Genomic DNA, 15,825 nt, shown 5'->3' on the forward strand with positions numbered 1-15,825 from the left:
GGTTTTAATCGCAGAACCGATCGCAATTGCTGCAATTAACGTCCCTCCCAAACCTCCCAACCACCAGTATTTCGTCGAACAGTCGGAAATCTGGGCACCCAAACGGCGCAAAGTGTAATGGTACCCAATTACGATTACCGATAAACAGATAGTAAAAGTAGGGTGCGTCAGCTATGATTATTTTCGGAACAAACCAACAATTTCAAGCTGACGCACCATTAATTCCATGGTGCGTCAGAATTAGACTTTTCATGCAGATTACAAATCTCACATCTGACGCACCCTACTACTAATTTTTGTGAACACAAAATCGGGGATTAATTGTTAATTTGCAAAGCTCTCCCGCGCCAAGTCCATCCCCAACCTGTTTCGGTTTTAATCGCAGAACCGATCGCAATTGCTGCAATTAACGTCCCTCCCAAACCTCCCAACCACCAGTATTTCGTCGGACAGTCAGAAATTTCGGCACCCAAACTGCGCAAAGTGTAATGGTACCCAATTACGATCGCACATAAACAAATAGTTAACAAGGTAATCGGCAAATGGTAATTAGTAATTGCTAATTGGTAATTGGTAATTATGTTGGCAATTTCACCGTTAGCCAGCAAAATACCTAATGCCAACCACGGCATCGGATAAAGAAATAACATAATTGTGGCCATGTAAATCATCCTCCCCCAACTGCGGTTAGCACCGAGATATAAATTCTTTGTCCAGCCTTCCCACAATGCGTTCCAAGAGCGATACATCCGCACGGATGCCAAATTTGCCCCGGAATAAAGTGCGAGCTTTAAATTCGCACGTTTGATGCGTCTAGCTAATTCCACATCTTCGACAATTTCGCCGGCAACTGCTTCGTGTCCGCCGATTTTTTCGTAAGCCGATCGCCTAAACAGCATAAATGGGCCGCCCGCAAAGGCACTGTCTGTTTTTGCAGCATCATTAACCGCCGTAAAATCGAAGCAAACTGCTAGGTGATTGAACATTAACGGCTGCACCAACCACTCGGCAAAACACTCGCAAACCAGCGCTGGCATACAGGTTAGCAAGTCTATTTTCTCGGTTTCTGCTGTTGCAATTGCCGTTTCGATCGCCCCCGGTTTGAGCCGCACGTCGGCATCGATAAATAATAAGAAGTCTCCGGTTGCTAGCTGCACAGCTTGGGCGCAGGCCCAGTTTTTGCCCGCCCAATATTGGTTGGCAGGTCGCGCCTGACCTGCTAATATTTTAAGGCGGGGGTCGTTGAGCTGCTGTTGCAGAGTTTGCCCGATCGCCTTGGTGTCGTCTGTCGATCGATCGTCTACAATCAAAACCTCTAGGTTGTCCGCAGACAGGGCTGTACTCTCCAAAATGGCGATCGCGCAATCCCGAATATTCTCAGCTTCGTTGTATGCTGGTACGATTACCGAAACTTTCGGGGAGCGCTCCGGTGAGGGCCTCGCTGCACTGCTGTCGGTTCGAGGCGCATTTTTGACCGATTGGCGCAAATTCTTAGTGTAAGCTCTACTTACGATTAGAGAAAAAATTAGCAGGGTTAACAATATCAAAGCGAACTGACCTCAAAATTTCGGTGCACAATTTGTCTCCTTAAATATTAAAAAATTTTAAAACAAAAAGCTAGTCGATCGCCCGAAAAGTTATGCCTCCCCTAAAAAGAATGTAACTGTAGGCCAGCTCCAAACCCATGCAGAATAAGTCATTCCCAATTCTTCAATCTAAAATCTCAAATCTAAAATGGTATAATTTGGGCCCCTTGCTTTGCTATAATTTGTGAGCATCTTTCGGCTCGCCCGCAGCGAGGGGCAAGACCCCTCACCCAGTCAGGGACCGAAAAGCCGAGGATAGATATCAGTCAAGAGAGGATATTGCAATGGGCGAATTTCTTACAGTCGATGTGTTGGCGGACACGATAGCGGTACTCGGTGCTTTGGGTTTTTTCTTTTTGGGATATCAAGCTTTGCAGATGTTGAAAAAATAAAGTATTAGTCAATTGAGCATTCGGCGATCCGTGGCGGTGGAATACAGTTAAATGCTTGTGAGGTGGGAATCTGGCTCGCCAAAAATATGCAATTTAAATGTAAAAAATCTCACCCCACCCAAAAAAAACGGATACTTGCTTTCCGACTCTTGTCGGGAGCAGCCCCAAATTTTAGACTCAAGTTCAAGCTCGCAGATTCACGGAGCTCGAAGTAAATCTAAAATCGAAAAATGGAAAATCTAAAATCGACTGACTGGCTGACTTGCGACTCATAACAGAAAGAAAGTCAACCATCGAGGTGGCACTCTAAAAAATACAGGGCTTGCGCAACAAATTGTTCGATCGGCTATCTAAAGGCTTAAGAGTGCGCGTTGCGTACCCGAAAAACGGGAACTCTCGGCCTTACTTACGTCATAAAATTGCAATTCCTGCCAGAAGTGAAACTGTTTCTTGCGAAAATCAACCAAAAAAAGGCTGCGTTATTATCATGGTGAGCCAACTTTTAGATGGACGCTATCAAATCATTGAAGTCATAGAAACAGGAGAGTTTGGACAAACTTATCTGGCCAAAGATATTCGCCGCCCGGGCGAACCGCAGTGCTTTGTCAAGCACCTGCGTCCCGGTACCAGCGAACCGAAATTAATTAATACTACGCGCCGTCTTTTCCAAAAAGAAGCAGAAGTTCTAGAAAAGCTCGGTCAACACGACCAAATCCCTCAGCTATTCGCTTATTTTGAAGAAAATGAAGAATTTTTCTTAGTTGAATCCTTTATTGCCGGTCACTCGCTATCAACTGAGATTGTACCGGGCAAACCCCTAACAGAAGAACAAATGATTCCTTTGCTGAAGGAACTGTTAGAAATTTTAGTGTTTGTACACGGACAGGGCGTAATTCACCGAGATATTAAACCAGCTAATTTAATTCGCCGCTATTCGGACAATAAGTTAGTTTTGATTGACTTTGGCTCGGTGAAAGAAATTCACATCGCTCAAAGACAAGCGCCGGTAACTGTGCGGATTGGTACGCTGGAATATATGCCGATCGAGCAATTTCAATACAACCCGCAACTCAACAGCGATATCTACGCTTTGGGAATGATTGGCATCCAAGCAATGACGGGTTTGCCGGCTTACGATTTGCCGAAACTGCGGGATTTGAAAAATTCTAATAAAGGCGAAATTGTTTGGCGCCATTTAGCGACGTGTTCCCAAGGGCTGGCCGATGTTTTGGACAATATGGTGCGCTACGATTTTCGGGAGCGCTACCAGTCGGCGGCGGAGGCTTTGGCAGATTTGCGGAAAATTGGCGATCGATCGCGCGCGCGGATTCCCAAGCTGACAATCTATCGCGAAGAAGTCGATCGGCGCAGCAGCAGCCGCGGTGACATTACAGTCGTCGGTCGGAGAATATTAGAAGAATTGCGCGTCAGTTTGGAATTGCAGCCGGAAGAAGCAGAGGCGATCGAAGATGAGGTATTGAACCCTTACCGTAAATACAGGGAAAAAGGCGAACGCTACGAACAATCGCTGCAAGAAGCAATGCAGCAAGAATATCCCTTTTCTGTGGAAACTCGCGAGGAGTTAAGACGGTTGCAGCAAGTTTTAGGGCTTACCGACGAAGATGCCGCCAGAATCGAAGAATTAGTCGTTCCTAAATCTTTATTTGGTAAATTGTATAAGGCGATCGCCACAGTTTTGGAGGGACACCGCAACCCCAACCCCAATCCGTTACCAGCCAGCAGCGCTGTTCCACTCGGGGTGCAGGCAATTCCGGCGGTATCCCCGGAGGTAAATCTGAACGGAAAAGGGGATTTGTCGATCGCCCACAACAGCGCCAGCGCCCCAGCAATTGTCCTCAAAGAACCTCGCAAATTAAATCCTTATCTCGCCGGAGCCACGATGGCGGCTCTCTTAGCTGCGATCGGCGGAATTTACGGATATCTCAAGTGGCAAGAAAGGCAGCAGCGAGTGCAGCAAGAAGCCCAACAATTGAATCAAATCGATGCACTTTATAAAGAAAGCAATTATGAAGGCTGCATCAGCCAAATCCCAACAATTGCCAACACTTCCAGCACCTATACGTCCGCTCAAAACTTACAGGAACAGTGCGGGGCCGGTCTGCGCTGGAAAAACGCCAAAGTCAAAACTTTCGCTCAGCATTCAGATCCAGTTGGGGCTGTTGCTTTCAGTCCAGACGGCTTAATGTTAGCCAGCGGCTCTAAAGACAAAACCATCCAAATTTGGGATTTAGCCACAGGCAAATCGATCCGCACTTTTGGCGGAGATTCATCCACCATTTGGTCGGTTGCTTTTGACTCAAACGGTACGAGACTTGCGACAGGAACAGGTTTTTGGAGAGTCATGCTGTGGGATTTGAAAACAGGGCAAGTGATTCGGAGCCTCGATCATACTGCATCTGTTTGGTCAGTCGCTTTCAGCCCCGACGGACAGGTCGTTGCTAGCGGCAGCGGAGACAAAACCACCAAGATTTCGGATGCAGCAACTGGCAATTTGCTGCAAAATTTACCCGACCATACAGATTTTGTTTATTCTGTTGCTTTTACTCCCGATGGCAAAAGTTTGGTGAGCGCTTCTAAGGATAAAAAAATTACAATTGTGGATGTAGCAACGGGGAGGTTGCTCAAAACTATGGAGGGACACGGCGACGCGGTAAGGTCGGTTGCTGTCAGCCCGGATGGCAAGACAATTGTTAGCGGTTCCTACGATGAAAGTATTAAAATCTGGAATCTCGAAACAGGAGATTTAATTCGCTCGATCAAGGGACATTCTGACGATATTGTCTCGGTTGCTATCAGCCCGGACGGGAATTTTATTGCGAGCGGGAGCAAGGATAAAACTATTAAAATTTGGGACTTTGCTACCGGAGAATTGTTGAATACTTTGACGGGACATACCGATGAGGTTTATGTGGTGACTTTTAGTCCAGACGGCAAAACTATTGCTAGCGGTTCTAAAGACAATACTATTAAGTTGTGGCTCAGGTAAACAGAATTCATTAGTCCTGCCGTCGGGCCGTCGGGCCGTCGGGCCGTCGGGCCGTCATTAGCTACTGGAGTCGTAGGGTGCGGATCCATAAAAAATCCCTAACTCAATATCGACAATCTCACAGCTCCGCACCTGTGCTTACAGTCGTAGGGTGCGGATCCTGAGAAAAATACCTAACTCATACCATTTATAAAAAGTCTTGCTACAAAACAAGTGTTTGGCTTGTTTCCACGGGCCCCATGTGTAAGGTGCGTCGCTATAAGATTGTCGCTCTTTCTTGAGGGATTGTCGATGGATCTGCACCCTACGAATACTATTGTCGCTTGGTGCGGATCCACTCGAAAAGTCGATAGAATTTAGGGATTAATCAGGGATCCGCACCCTACTAATACCGATCGCCTGTCATTTAATTGCAGTAATTAAGCTCAGTTTCTAAGGATTTGGGAAAGTGCCAAGCAGGCGTTTCTAATTCGTCCTCAGTGGGAGAAATTTCAGTTGAATCTTCTCGATTTTGAAAAAAGTAGTAGAGGTTAGCCACAGTCAAATCAGATATTTCTTGCCAGTTCGAGGCAGCTAAACCTAGATAGCCAGTTGCGATCGCCTGCTCGCTGACATAAAATTCGTATCCCCGGCGCAGTTCCGGCTTGACAGCGAAGGCTAGCTGGTCGCGCAAGGATAGAAAGTGAGACTTTTGCTTTAAATTGTCATAAAGTGAAGGTTCCGCAGCTAATACCGCGAATGTAGTGTGGATGCTGCTTTTTAAATTATCGCCGCTGAGTTTATCTAAACTAGCTAACTGGTGCTGCTCTTTGGGAGACAAAGTTTGCATCCAATCTACCTCATTTTGCCAAAATTCTATTACACTTAGATCGTGACCGAGAATCCTGGTAACTTCTGGAAATAAAAAATCAAGTTCTGATTCCGATTGACATCCTTTCACAACAGTTAGAAGATCTTGACGAATTTTTGATTGGAGTTTGAGCAGGCGCGAGCTCACCGTATCGTAGGCCCGCTGCAACTGAAACGTAACGCCCAGCGCCAGCTCGATCGCCCAAACACATTCCATTTGCCGGAGCTGTCCGGCAGAACACAGCCCCTCCAACAAACCGGGATTGTCATAAATTTTCAAAGCCTCAAACAGCATATCCCGCCCGCTATTAATTTCGGAATTCCGAAGTTTGAGATCTGGCACTGTCAGGGCTGACTGGCAGCGTTTGATAGCTTTAGAAAAAATATCGTAACCGTTAACCAGTTTCTGGCGGTGCATTTCAAAATTCGAGTCGTGAGCCACCTTAAAAATCTGCTGGATCACCTCTACTCCCTGATCTTTGAGCATGTATCGGAGATCGATAAACCCGTCTTTAATTTTTAGCTTCTGGTGCTTTGCCTCTTCTCTGATTTTTAATACTTGGTCGAGGTTGACTGCTGACAAAACCGTGCTCGATACAGCGCCAATACCAATGACGGCAGCAGTCGCTTGCATCACAGCCAAATTAATTTTCAGACAGTTAAGCATTCTGTATATTTTTTGAAACCCCTGGTGAGTTTGAGCAAGCTGCAACGGCGCGACTGTCACGTAAACGGGAGCTACGAGCGGCTGTATGGGGCCGCCCCGGGCTAACTGTGCGAGCAATCCTAGAACTCCGCGATGGGATAGAGTTGCAGTTGTTGATGGATAAAATATTTTTGCGATCTCCACAAACTCCCCTGTCACCGGATCTCTAGCTGCGGGGAGCAATTTTCCTGTTTTGGTGGCAGGCTGTACGAGGTTGCCAGTATTGAGTCTAGCCTGAGTTGCAGGGGTGAATACATAATCCATGTTGTGACACCAGTTTAAAAAACAGAATGCAACTGTAGGCCCGCGATCCAAACCATGATAGTCATCAGTCATTCCCCATTCCCAATTCTCAAATCGAAAAATGGAAAATCTCAAATTGTATGACTCAGTTTGCATTCAAAAAGGCAGATGTTCTGTATTGTATGCTATTTAGGGAAAGGAGGGATGAAAGGAAATGAATGAGTATCTCAAGGTATTCCAGGCTATTACCCAGTTTAGCGATCGATTACTAGCAGACGAATATCAATCTGTGGAGATTAAACAGTCAGCTACCCACCTCAGCCTAGATGTGGAACCTTGTATTGAGGAAATTAAGCAGTCTGCCCTCAGACTCAAGGGGTTAGTTCAGGTATGTTTCAAAGATGTATCTCAGGCGGAAGATGTCTGGAATAGCAAGCCGAGAATTGCGAAAGCATCTGCTGTTGATGTCTGGGAGCAACTTGGCGAACTCAGCGGATGCGATGTGAGAATTCGCAGTTTAGGAAAACATGGCAAATATGATGCTGTTGTTAAAGTTCGCAAATCGTGGAGCGACAAGGCTACAAAGTTAAAAAATCAGTGGTTTTTGTGGGATAAAAACAATCAAGTGTTTAAAAGAGATTCTCTCGGTTTTTTTGACAAAGATAATTTGCACAAAGAGTTGCGAAATGAAGTTGACTACCAGGCAGAGCGAGTGATTTTGATTGTGGAGAATGAACTTAATTTGCTTTTTCAAGAGTTACAATCTATTGATATAGAAAAAATTGAAGTTTGTATTGAATGCTTCGACCTCAAGAGTCAATCTAGATTTAGAGAGCGACTGCAATCAATAGGTGGCGAGATTGTGTCGAAGTTTACGGAACCTCTGAAATATTTGCCAGAGTCTTATGTGAAGACTTTTAAAGAAACCTTGAGAGAGCCTGTAGAAACTCTGGTTCATAAAAGCAAAATGGGAATCAGTTTGATCGATTTTGAAGAGTCTTGTAAAGTGATTGGGTCAATCCTAGATAATTTGGTTTTAGAAATTTTTGAGGAGCGCATGAAACTAGCAATTCAAACAGTTGAAAAAGCGATGATGTTCTACAATAATTTTTTAGAGAAGCAGGCGCGGTACCAGCAAGAGACACCCCAACAGCGATCGGCGGAAAAAGATTGGATGGAATACCAGCGGCAGCAACTCAGGGAAGTTGAGCAGTATATTGAATCAGTTATCAATCATTAGTCAGTTGTCAGTTGTCAGTTGTCAGTTGTCAGTTGTCAGTTGTCAGTTGTCAGTTGTCATTGGTTGCAATACCAGGCTCAAGAAACCGGGTTTTTTTCGAGATTAAGGGTTTTTGGCGAGATTTTAGTTGAAAAACCCGGTTTCTGGGTACTCATGCGTCCAGGACTAAATTACCAATTACGCAAAATGCCAGTATCTGTAGGGTGTGGATCCATCGACAATCTCTAAAAAAGAGCGAAAATCTAATAGCGACGCACCTTACACATTGAATGAACGAAACAAACCCAAAAATTGTTATGTAGCAACATTTTTTCTCAACGGTATTAGTTAAAAAACCCGATTTCTGGGTACTCATGCGTCCACGACTAAATTACTAATTATGCAAACTGCCAGCCTACCGCATTGTTTCTGAAACAGGCTATGCAATCCACAAAATTAAGTCAGGGAGACAAAAAAATTAGATTTTAGTTCAAACTCCTAGTCAAGGCTGTGGAGTAAATCTAAAATCTAAAATCTAAAATCTAAAATCGATTGACTTTAGTTTAAGCTCCCAGTCAAGGCTCTGGAGTTAATCTAAAATCTAAAATCTCAACTCTAAAATCTAAAATCAAAAACCTAACATTGATTGACCGCTGAGTTCGTAAACGATCGCGCCCAAAGACGCCAAACTAGCTAGAATAAGCATTCCAGCGGGCATAAACTTACGAGTTTTGACCAGCCGTACAATAAAGACTACTACTAAAACAGCGGAGATGGCTGCTGCTAATGTTAAACCCCAACTTTGTCCCATGAGTTGTGCGCTGCCGGCAAAAATTAGCAGCGAACCGCTAATCAACCCAGAAATCAGCGAGGCTTGGCTTTTGGCCTTGATGTACCCCATGATGCCGCCAATCAGTGTCAAAACGCCGTAGCCGATCGCCGCTGCTGTACCTAAATTCATTTTTAATGCCCCAATTTTCACAAGTTCATCTCAATTTATACAGCGATAGCTGCGATTGCGGTCACAAATTGTTAGAAAATTTATTAAACCCAGTCAAGATATCTAACTGTTATACAATTGGCATTATGTCAGCTCTAACTTCTGTTGCGATCGCCCAAATCCGTTACCTCCAACGCCAAGCAGCATCCCTGCTGCTGTATCAATCAGTTCTCAAAACCCCCGCAGGTCAAGCTTTTCTCGACTTGCTGCAAGCTCTCCACCACAGCGAACTCAGCGGTGTAGAATGTCAGGTAGCTTACGGTAACTGGTTCAAAATTCAAGCAGCTCAAAATTTGAGCTGGAAAGATTCCCTAATTTTGCAAATTCTCAAAGACGAAAATCCCTTTTCTCACCTAGCTCAGCAAACGGATTTTGCAAATTTGCCACCCGCTTTAGTGGAAGCAGCCAGACATGATTTAGAAGTGCTGCAAAATATTTACGACTGCACCAGCGAGCAGTTGAGTAAATGGGTGCGGGTAGCGGGTCAACTTGACGCAGTGCCTCCAATTTGGCATTGCGAAACTGTACCAGAAAACGCCGACAAACCACTGCACGGAAAAATCGAAAAATGGCCGAGCGCTGCCGAATCTTTGGCAGAATATTACCAAAAATTTGGCACTGGTTTGTTTGCAGAATATCGTGCTTTTGGGTGGAGTTCCGGGCAGTTGAAAAGTATTCCGCATCCCGACCGCATAAATTTGAAAGAGTTAGTTTGCTGCGATTGGCAGCGGGATGCTCTGGTGAAAAATACAGAGTTTTTGCTGGCTGGTTATCCGGCTTTGCACGTCTTGCTGTACGGAAGTCGCGGCTCGGGTAAGTCTTCGTTGGTGAAGTCGCTGTTAAATGAATTTGGCTCTCGCAATTTGCGCTTGATTGAAGTATCTAAATCGGATTTGCAAGATTTAGCGCTAATTGTGGAGAAGTTGCGGGGAGTTCCTCAAAAGTTTATTATTTTTGTTGACGACCTTTCATTTGAGGAAGATGATGATGCTTTTAAATCCTTGAAAGTTGTTTTAGAAGGAAATGTCACCGCCCGGCCTCAAAATGTAGTTGTTTACGCCACATCTAACCGCAGGCATTTAATTCGAGAGTTTTTTGATGACAGACCTCGCCCCCGCGACGGTGATGAAGTTCACGCTTGGGATACCGTGCAGGAAAAACTCTCATTTAGCGATCGCTTTGGCTTGACTTTAACTTTTGAACCTGCGGATCAAAACACTTATTTAACAATTGTCCGACATCTCGCCGAACTTGCTGGCATCAAGCTCGCTGTTGAGGATTTGGAACACCGCGCTAAGGAATGGGCAACTCGCCGCAACGGGCGCTCTGGAAGGACTGCGCGGCAGTTTGTTGATTTTCTGAAAGCTGATTTAGCTTTGTTTGACAAGTAGATGGTCTGCACTGGGAGAGCGAGTTTTACCAGAAATAATTGGTTTAAAGCCGGAACCCTTTTAGGGAGAAATTAAAATCAGACGATTCATATCTATTCCGGTTGCACCGTCAGGTGATGTTGACTGTTAACTGTTAACTGTTGACGGTTTAAACAATACCGATGCAACCGGAAACGATATCATTACTCCAATCCTCGGACTTCCTTTGTCAACTGTCAACTGTCAACTGTCAACTGTCACCCGCCCTTACAGCGCTGATGGCAAAAATTAAAAATCTTAATTTTTTCATAATTTTAGTAATAATAAATAACTCAGCAGATTTGATATAATTGTCAAAATGCCCAGCCAAGGAAGCTTCCAAAGCCAGAGCCCATAGGGACTCCGTGAATCCACTACTAAAGAATGAGGAAAGTATTATGGGTTTATTTGACAAAGTATCGCAGACTCGCCAACAAACGGACGTAACGTTAGGGCCGGCCGAAGCATTTGCGGCGATCGCGCTAATTGCGGTAGCAGCAGACGGTTACATCAATGAGAGCGAAAGTAAAGCGATTAGCATGACGCTATCTCGGATGCAACTGTTCCGCAGCTATCCGGATGACGTGATGCGAAAAATGCTCGATCGCCTCCTGAACATTCTGCAACGACAAGGAGTTGAGGTACTGTTTAATGCGGCTTTGGCAACTCTTCCTGACGAACTCAAAGAAACAGTTTTTGCTGTGACAACTGATATCGCTTTAGCAGATGGCGAGGTTTCAGAAGAAGAAGAACAACTTTTGAACGATCTTTACTGTGCATTGGATCTTTCCGAAGAAGTTGCTCTCAAGATTATAGACGTGATGTTGATTAAAAACAAAGGTTAAAAAAGAAGGGAAAGGGGAAGGAGTGAGGAGGGCGAGTTTGAGAATATAAAAAATTAGCGCCTGCTTGCTTAGCCGATCGCTGCTGCAAAAGTGCGGGTTTACCGATATGATGGTTGGTAAAATTTAGCTTTAATTTGCGATCTCCCGCTACTACCTCAAATGCCTTTTACTTACACCCGCACTGTGCGCTTTCAAGATACCGATGCTGCTGGAGTCGTTTACTTTGCTAACGTTTTGGCGATGTGCCACGAAGCTTACGAGGCATCTCTAGCAGCATCGGGAATCAATCTCAAAGCATTTTTTGGCAATCCCGAGGTTGCCTTTCCCATAATTCATGCTAGTGTAGATTTTTATCGCCCACTGTTTGCGGGCGATGTGCTGACGATTCAATTGACGCCCAAACAAGTTGCTGGCGATGAATTTGAAATTGCCTATCAAATATTTTCAGGGGAAGTTGCAGAAAGAAGCGCGGCTAAAGCTCTGACTAAGCACGTCTGCATTGATGCAGTTAGCAGAACTAAAAAACAGCTATCTGAAGACTTGATGCAATGGATGGGGCAATTTTAGATTTTAGATTTTAGATTTTAGATTTTAGATTGCTTCTACAGTGCTTACCTATGGGGCTAAGAAACTCGGTTTCTACGAAAATAAAAGGCTTAGTCACGAGAAATATACGAAGAAACGGGGTTTCTGAAGTCGCTGCGTAAGTTCTATTCCAGCTTTCAAAAATCGTAGGGAATGACAGTCAAATTTCTTGTTTGTTGATAATTTTATCTGAATTTTTGATATTATGACAAATCGCAATTATGCCATAGTGGGAACGGGAGCTTTAGGCGGATTCTACGGTGCTAGACTGCAAAAAGCCGGTTTAGAAGTCAATTTTTTGCTGCGCAGCGATTACGAGCGCGTCAAAAAACACGGTTTGATTGTCGAGTCTCCCGAAGGCGACTTCACCCTTCCGCAAGTCCGCGCCTACCACGACGCGCACAAAATGCCTAAGTGCGACGTAGTAATTCTCGCACTGAAAACCACACAAAATCACTTGTTGCCCAAACTTTTGCCTCCTTTATTAAAGGATAACGGCACGGTTTTAGTCTTGCAAAACGGACTGAATACCGAACCGGAAGTAGCTAAAATTGTCGGTGCAGAGCGAGTGGTGGGCGGGCTGTGTTTTCTCTGTTCTTATAAAGTGAGCCCCGGTCACATCTGCCACCTAGATTACGGTGAAATCACACTGGGCGAATATGCAGAAAATTATCAAGCCATCGGTATTACGAATAGATTGCACCAAATTGCTAGGGATTTTAAACGCGCTCACATTCCGATAAAAATGAGCGAAGATTTGCTATTGTCTAGGTGGAAAAAGCTGGTTTGGAATATTCCTTATAACGGGCTGTCTGTGATTTTGGATGCGAGAACCGATCAACTGATGGCGAATCCGGATACTCTGATTTTAGTCAAGGAAATCATGGGAGAAGTGGTAGCAGGGGCCAAAAGTTGCGATCGCGTTATTCCCGATGACTTTATCCCGCATATGCTAGATTACACTGAGAAAATGAAGCCTTACCGCACTAGCATGAAAATCGATTACGATGAATCGCGTCCCCTGGAAGTTGAAGCGATTTTTGGCAATCCGATGCGGGTGGCTAAAAAAGCAGGTATTAAGTTGCCGCAAATAGAGGTACTTTACCGAATGTTGAAGTTTGTGGATGTTCAAAGGCAAGAAGCTGAGAAGACGAGAAGGTTGTTAGGTGTGGATTAATAGATATAGGTTCGTAGGTTCATAGGTTTGTAGTGAGGACTTTAGTCCTTGATGGATGCGGACTAAAATCCTCACTACGAACCATTTTAATTGCAGGTTTGTAGTGAGGACTTTAGTCCTTTGATGGATGCGGACTAAAGTCCTCACTACGAACCATTTTGATTGCAGGTTCGTAGTGAGGACTTTAGTCCTTTGATGGATGCGGACTAAAGTCCTCACTACGAACCATTTTGATTGCAGGTTTGTAGTGAGGACTTTAGTCCTTCTTCATGCGGACTAAAGTCCTCACTACGAACCATTTTGATCGCAATTTCTTGCAATTGTTCTCGATTGACTTTACCTTGAGCATTCCGAGGCAGTTGTTCGACGACAACCCAATTTTTCGGACGCTTAAATTTGCTCAACTTATCTTCTATTGCCGCTTGCAAGTTTTTGACAGTAACTTCGGAATTAGCGGGAACGCAAACAGCCGTAACGACTTGACCCCAATCTTTGTCTGGCAAGCCAATTACAGCAACATCCGCAACTAAATTGGTATTCTTAATGGCGGCTTCGACTTGCGAAGGAAATACGTTTTCTCCGCCTGTGATAATCTTGTCGCTGCTGCGTCCGACGATATTTAAGTAGTTATTTTTATCAAAAAATCCTAAATCGTCTAATTGGAAGTATTGCCGATCGCCAAATCGTTCAGGATAATAACCCAAGGTCAAAGATTTAGCATCAACCGCAATTTTTCCAATTTGATTGTAGCACAAAATATCGCCGTTTGCACTGCGAATAGTTATTTTTGCGTGGGGCAAGGTTTGACCGGAACTGTTATTACCAGCGAGAAAATCTTCGGGCTTGAGTGTAGCAATTTGCGAGGCGGTTTCTGTCATCCCGTAACTTGGCGCTAATTTGATTTGATAGTTTCTAGCTGTTGCTAAAAGTTCCGGCCAAGCGGGAGCACCGCCCAAAAGTACGGCACGAAACCGGGACAGCCAATTAGCTGTATCTGGGTTTTGCAGCAGCCGTTGCAGTTGAGTTGGCACTAAGGAAATGAAAAATTCTTCGGGTTCGATATCGCATTTTTCGCCTGCTTCTAGTGCTTTGAATGACGCAATTGCCAGTTTTCCGCCTGTCGTAAAAGAGCGCATAAATTGCATTAAACCGCTGACGTGGTATAATGGTAAAACACAGAACGAGTTGATTTTGTCAACTTGAAAATATTGTTGAAAACCTTGGACTGATGCTGTGAGTGTTTCCCAAGTGTGGATGGCAAAACGGATTTTTCCCGATGAACCGCCCGTGGGAATCATGATCTGTTGAAAATTGGGAATTGGGAATTGGGAATTGGGAATTGGGAATTGGGAATTGGGAATTGGGAATTGGGAATTGGGAATTGGGAATTGTTGGTGTGATTCTCTTTTGCTTTGGGATTTTGCCCTAAAATTAGGTCTGGTTGGACTAAATTAAAGACTTGTTCCCATTCTTCTTTTACCCAGTTGGGATTGCACAGGAAAATCTGGCATTTGGCGGCACGGGCGGCGATGAAACTGGCAATAAATTGCACGGGTTCTGGTTCGACTAGGCAAATTTTGAGGGGTGTTTCTCGTGTTTGATTTTGCCGGATTTGTTGCAATTGCCGATCGACAATTCGAGCAAATTCGCCGCTGTCACCACCGATTAGCCAATTATCGGGCAAGTCAAAGGGAAGATTCAGAGTATTTACTGTGAGATTTTCTGCCATAGATGCTGTAACCAGGTGTCTTGATTGTCGTCGAACCAGCTATCGGTACCGAAGCCTAATGCTTTGTTATTTGGATACAATTCTGTTGCTAAATTTAAGGCTGCTTGTCTGCCGATTTTGGTTTCAAATACTGATGAGAAAACTGCGTCTATATTATGAGTTTGACAAAATTTTCTCAGTTGGGATGGAGAACCGCCAATCGCAGGTTTGATGACGAAAATTCCCCGCCAGCCTTGGGTGTAGCATTCTTGGATGCGATCGAGATTGGCGGCGGATTCGTCTAGGGCGATCGGCGTTGCATAAGTAGCATTCAATCTTACCATTTCCTGAAACTGTGCGATCGCCAGCGGCTGTTCCAAAAATTCAATCTCGGCGGCGAAATCGGGTGTTGCTTTGACGCTATCACAAGCTTCCAGCCATTTTTCCGCCTGGGAGTAGGTGAGTCCCCCATTAGCATCTAAGCGCAAAAGTGGTTTTTGGCGATCGCACAAATCGTCCATTCCTGCAATTAGCTGCTGAAAAATAGTTAATTCTTCCTCAATTGCAGCAACGCCAATTTTCCATTTAAAAGTCCGATATCCCTCCAACCAAAGCATTGGTAAAACCTGCAAAGCTGTTTCACCAGCAGGTAATAAGCCACTACAGATTTTTTTGGGGATTTTGTCTTGACGGAGTGCATTTCCGATAACTTCGGTGAGATTTTCCCAAGCTGACTCAAAGCCAAATTGACAAGCAGGTAATTTAGAGGAAATAGCAAAAATCATCTCTGATGAAATATTAGCAGGTAACTGTTGACAAAATTTTAAAGCTTGGTCAAAAGTTTCAGAACCAAACCAACTCAGCGGGGCAATTTCTCCCCAGCCAATTCTACCGTTTTTGTCAACAAGTCGCAGGATAATGCCTTCTCGAACATCCCAAATGCCGTGACTTGTTTGCAGCGGACGCTTAAAATTTCGCTGATAGGTGCGAAAGTCGAATTTATATAGCATTTACTTTTTTGTTAATCATCACTAAGGCGAAAGAAACCGGGTTTTTATCTAATTTGTCGGTGAAAACGAATAATTTTCGTAAAAAACCC

The 15,825-nt window shown here is 44.4% G+C and carries 12 protein-coding genes; 6 read left to right on the plus strand and 6 right to left on the minus strand.

Going from position 1 to position 15,825, the window contains the following annotated elements; translation table 11 throughout:
• Positions 1-317: 317 nt before the first annotated feature.
• The gene (locus QUB64_RS05665; RefSeq protein ID WP_333265729.1) at positions 318-1,547 is read right to left on the minus strand and encodes a glycosyltransferase; all 1,230 of its coding nucleotides are present in this window, start codon (positions 1,545-1,547) and stop codon (positions 318-320) included.
• A gap of 918 nt (positions 1,548-2,465) precedes the next feature.
• On the opposite strand from QUB64_RS05665, the gene QUB64_RS05670 reads away from it, so the two are divergent.
• Entirely contained in the window at positions 2,466-4,985 is a 2,520-nt protein-coding gene (locus tag QUB64_RS05670; RefSeq protein WP_333265731.1) for a protein kinase domain-containing protein, read from the plus strand.
• A gap of 406 nt (positions 4,986-5,391) precedes the next feature.
• Here QUB64_RS05670 and QUB64_RS05675 read toward each other — a convergent pair whose 3' ends face one another.
• On the minus strand, positions 5,392-6,876 hold the full coding sequence (locus tag QUB64_RS05675; protein ID WP_333265733.1) for a hypothetical protein: 1,485 nt from the start codon (positions 6,874-6,876) through the stop codon (positions 5,392-5,394).
• Between the two features lie 121 nt (positions 6,877-6,997).
• On the opposite strand from QUB64_RS05675, the gene QUB64_RS05680 reads away from it, so the two are divergent.
• Positions 6,998-8,023 carry a hypothetical protein gene (locus tag QUB64_RS05680; RefSeq protein WP_333265735.1) on the plus strand — a complete coding sequence of 342 codons (1,026 nt, stop codon included), beginning with the start codon at positions 6,998-7,000 and terminating at the stop codon, positions 8,021-8,023.
• Positions 8,024-8,630: 607 nt separating this feature from the next.
• Here the strand turns inward: QUB64_RS05680 and QUB64_RS05685 are convergent.
• Complete coding sequence (locus tag QUB64_RS05685) at positions 8,631-8,984, minus strand: TMEM14 family protein (protein ID WP_333265737.1); 354 nt, start codon at positions 8,982-8,984, stop codon at positions 8,631-8,633.
• Positions 8,985-9,088: 104 nt separating this feature from the next.
• On the opposite strand from QUB64_RS05685, the gene QUB64_RS05690 reads away from it, so the two are divergent.
• The 4 genes from QUB64_RS05690 (at position 9,089) to QUB64_RS05705 (ending at position 13,018) form a co-directional block, all read left to right on the plus strand.
• Positions 9,089-10,393, plus strand: coding sequence for an ATP-binding protein (locus QUB64_RS05690; protein ID WP_333265741.1), 1,305 nt, complete (start codon positions 9,089-9,091; stop codon positions 10,391-10,393).
• 416 nt (positions 10,394-10,809) lie between these two features.
• Positions 10,810-11,256, plus strand: coding sequence for a tellurite resistance TerB family protein (locus tag QUB64_RS05695; RefSeq protein ID WP_333265742.1), 447 nt, complete (start codon positions 10,810-10,812; stop codon positions 11,254-11,256).
• Between the two features lie 159 nt (positions 11,257-11,415).
• Entirely contained in the window at positions 11,416-11,823 is a 408-nt protein-coding gene (locus tag QUB64_RS05700) for an acyl-CoA thioesterase (RefSeq protein WP_333265744.1), read from the plus strand.
• Between the two features lie 223 nt (positions 11,824-12,046).
• Positions 12,047-13,018, plus strand: coding sequence for a putative 2-dehydropantoate 2-reductase (locus tag QUB64_RS05705; protein ID WP_333265746.1), 972 nt, complete (start codon positions 12,047-12,049; stop codon positions 13,016-13,018).
• A gap of 218 nt (positions 13,019-13,236) precedes the next feature.
• On the opposite strand, the gene QUB64_RS05710 is transcribed toward QUB64_RS05705, so the two are convergent.
• Genes QUB64_RS05710 through QUB64_RS05720 form a run of 3 tightly spaced genes read right to left on the minus strand, consistent with a single transcriptional unit; the run spans position 13,237 to position 15,736 of the window.
• Entirely contained in the window at positions 13,237-14,316 is a 1,080-nt protein-coding gene (locus tag QUB64_RS05710) for a 2-succinylbenzoate--CoA ligase (protein WP_333265748.1), read from the minus strand.
• On the minus strand, positions 14,313-14,747 hold the full coding sequence (locus QUB64_RS05715; RefSeq protein WP_333265750.1) for a hypothetical protein: 435 nt from the start codon (positions 14,745-14,747) through the stop codon (positions 14,313-14,315). The genes QUB64_RS05710 and QUB64_RS05715 overlap by 4 nt, the downstream gene beginning before the upstream one ends.
• Entirely contained in the window at positions 14,726-15,736 is a 1,011-nt protein-coding gene (locus QUB64_RS05720) for an o-succinylbenzoate synthase (protein WP_333265752.1), read from the minus strand. The genes QUB64_RS05715 and QUB64_RS05720 overlap by 22 nt, the downstream gene beginning before the upstream one ends.
• Positions 15,737-15,825 lie beyond the last annotated feature (89 nt).

Origin of the sequence: Microcoleus sp. Aus8_D2 (assembly GCF_036702665.1) — a bacterium.
GTDB lineage: Bacteria > Cyanobacteriota > Cyanobacteriia > Cyanobacteriales > Microcoleaceae > Microcoleus.